Here is a 2,558-nt window from a genome sequence, read left to right as displayed (position 1 = left end):
CCGTTCTCGATCGTCTGAACCAGATCAATCAAGCAAGCCCCTCTCGTTAGAGCACCGCTAGCGTAGGATTTCGCCCCATACCGCAAACGACCCCTGGTGTGCCATCTTGAACATGGTCTGACTGAACAGGGCGCGATCCCTTCAGCCAATTTCCGTGCCGCACGCTGGTTGAACGCCAGTCGAGCGGCTTTTTTTATGCATCAGTCACGGGGATACTCTTCGGAACAGCTGCGGCCGAAGAAAAACCCCCGGCGATTTGGACCGCCGGGGGCTCGTTAAGCAGCATATCCTGAGGGGCTCGATGCTAGATTGCAACCCTGGTCATCGAAACTCCTCCGTTCCAGTGGGAGGAAAAAATGACATGCCGCTTTTTCTATTCCGCCAGGACTGCTTTTTCGAAAGTCAGTCCGACGAAAGCCCAGATGCGTCGTGCATTGCTCTGGGGAAGATGCAAGATCAGTGCCGTGCTGTTGGCGATCGGCCTGATCGTCTCGATCAATCACGAATTTGACTTCGTAATGGCGTTGTTCACGAGCGATCTCACCCTTTCGGGGCTGATCGTAATCGCGGCGATCCTTCTCTTGTTCGGCCATGAGATGCCGGAGCTTATGCTCAACGTGGCCGTCGTCATTGAAACGATCGCTGTGGCCGCTTTGGCTCTTAGCAGCGGTTTGCGCTGGCTCAACGCGCTGTACCATAAATGGTTCGGGGGTGGCCCGGATGACACCAGCGGAGCCAGCGTTGTGACGCCGTAGGCGAGAAAAACGGGAGTCTAAAAGGCGGGGTGCATATGTACCCTGCCCTCCTACCTTTGATTGTAGTCCCGTCGGAATACATTGGTCAACAACTATGTCGCATTTATTCCGGACCTCGCTTTGAATACAAAACGAGTCTTTCTGAAACATCAGACAAGGAACCGGAGTTAACCAGCTATCCATCGTCCTGTCGTCCACACCGGCCTCTCTTGGCGTATCCTGGCGACAACTGCTCGCACCGCGCTCTGTTCTGAGGGGTCTGCTTTGATGTCTGAGATATGCAAATAGCATCGTTCCAGCATTCCTGTACACCAGTGAGGGGGCGTTGAATAGCCCCGCGCCGCCAAGAAAAGGGGGAATTGCAGGGAAAACGGGCCCTATTTCCTCGCAATACGACCTATTGAGAATATGGATGAGGCTGCTGAAGGCGTCGGGACGAGGAACGTCGTTTCCGGTGTCCGTCCGGGGTTGGCTTTCGATTTCAACAAGGGGGGCGAACAGGGAACAATCAACAGCTTGAGCCTTTTCGCCTCATGGACTGGGTCAGGCCGTTGGCATTGGCGCATTTTGATCCGCATCGGCCGCTAGATCCAGGAGGACATCCTAGGCGGGAATTCCTATTGCGGTGGTTGAAAGGGAAAATTCCGAGTGTCAGTATTGCTTCTTGAGTGCCTGGGGGATTCCTAAATGAGCCGCGACTTTACGTTCCCTAATTTGACGCTGCCTAATATGGATCACGTCTACAAGGAGATTGCCGAAACTCAGGATCGCAGGGCTGGCCGGCTCGATGCAGAAGATATTTTCAATTATCTTCTGAAGCGTGTCAGTGAATTTGAAGCGTCGTTATCTGAAAGCGAAGAGATCGGCCTGCAGCTTGCGAATTTCGGAAGGGCTGCTGAAATCCACATTCGCTCAATATTGCACCATAACCCGAACATTCTCGAATTTTCCGGCGTCGATATCGATGGCAACAACGTCTCTCTCATCCAGCACATTTCCCAGCTGAATTTCTTACTGGTTGCTCTTAAGCCGATTGAGGAGAAGCCTTTCCGTATCGGCTTTCGATAAGCGCGAGGGCATTGCTCTACAGCGTAATGCCAGTGCGTTCTTCGATCTGCTTCCTGAGGAAGCCTTTCGCCAGATCCTTCAGAAGATCCAGGGTAAACCCGCCAGCTGCGGCCGCCCCCTGCTTTGTCTTGTTCCACACATCCGGATCGCGGATGGAATCCAGAAAATCATGACCATCCCACGTGAGCTTTCTGAAGCCAATTCCGTACGATGGATGGATGTTGGCGTTATCGATGAAGCCAGCCTCGTCAATTAATTCCAAGTGATAAGCGATCTGTTCGACCTCGTAGCCAGGTACGGCAACCTCTTTATCGTTGGGATCGATGGTCATGTTTGATGCGGGGTGCTTGGGAATAGCTTCCAGCTTCAGCAGAAGCGCCCTGATCAATTCCATATCTCGGATCATCTGCCTGCGTCCTTCACTTGTTCGGCGCTGTCGGGGCGTCCTCAACGTCGCCTAGGGCCCGGATTCCATCACAGCGCGGGTATCTGCTGCATCCCATAAATTCCCGACCTCGAAATTTTCCCCGCTTGGCCAGCCGCTTCCGCATGGGAGCCCCACACTTGGGGCAGCCGTTGAACTTGTCGACAACCTGCAAAGGCAGCTGAATTTGCGGCTGTCTGTCCAGGGGCGGGCTAGGCAGAGAAATTGAACTCGCCCGGGGCGGTTGAGTACGGCTTCCGCGCCAGGCGTAGACACTGAAGGCCCCTACCCCCGAGATCAAAAGGGTCATC

Annotated in this window: 4 protein-coding genes; 2 read left to right on the top strand and 2 right to left on the bottom strand. The window is 54.1% G+C overall.

The features are described from left to right. The first annotated feature begins 356 nt into the window (after positions 1-356). A complete protein-coding gene (locus H512_RS0119910) occupies positions 357-755 on the top strand; it encodes a hypothetical protein (RefSeq protein WP_026784899.1) in 399 nt (132 codons plus the stop codon). 687 nt (positions 756-1,442) lie between these two features. Next, positions 1,443-1,823, top strand: coding sequence for a DUF6173 family protein (locus tag H512_RS25210; protein ID WP_053240093.1), 381 nt, complete (start codon positions 1,443-1,445; stop codon positions 1,821-1,823). 16 nt (positions 1,824-1,839) lie between these two features. On the opposite strand, the gene H512_RS0119900 is transcribed toward H512_RS25210, so the two are convergent. Together H512_RS0119900 and H512_RS27960 are read right to left on the bottom strand one after the other, a co-directional pair. Then, entirely contained in the window at positions 1,840-2,229 is a 390-nt protein-coding gene (locus H512_RS0119900; protein ID WP_026784898.1) for a DUF2513 domain-containing protein, read from the bottom strand. Between the two features lie 13 nt (positions 2,230-2,242). Next, positions 2,243-2,557, bottom strand: coding sequence for a topoisomerase DNA-binding C4 zinc finger domain-containing protein (locus H512_RS27960; RefSeq protein WP_084798655.1), 315 nt, complete (start codon positions 2,555-2,557; stop codon positions 2,243-2,245). Position 2,558: the final 1 nt, after the last annotated feature.

The organism is Pleomorphomonas koreensis DSM 23070 (genome assembly GCF_000425185.1).
Taxonomy (GTDB): Bacteria; Pseudomonadota; Alphaproteobacteria; order Rhizobiales; family Pleomorphomonadaceae; genus Pleomorphomonas; species Pleomorphomonas koreensis.
The sequence above is the reverse complement of the archived record's forward strand: the minus strand, read 5'-3'. Positions and strand labels throughout refer to the sequence as shown.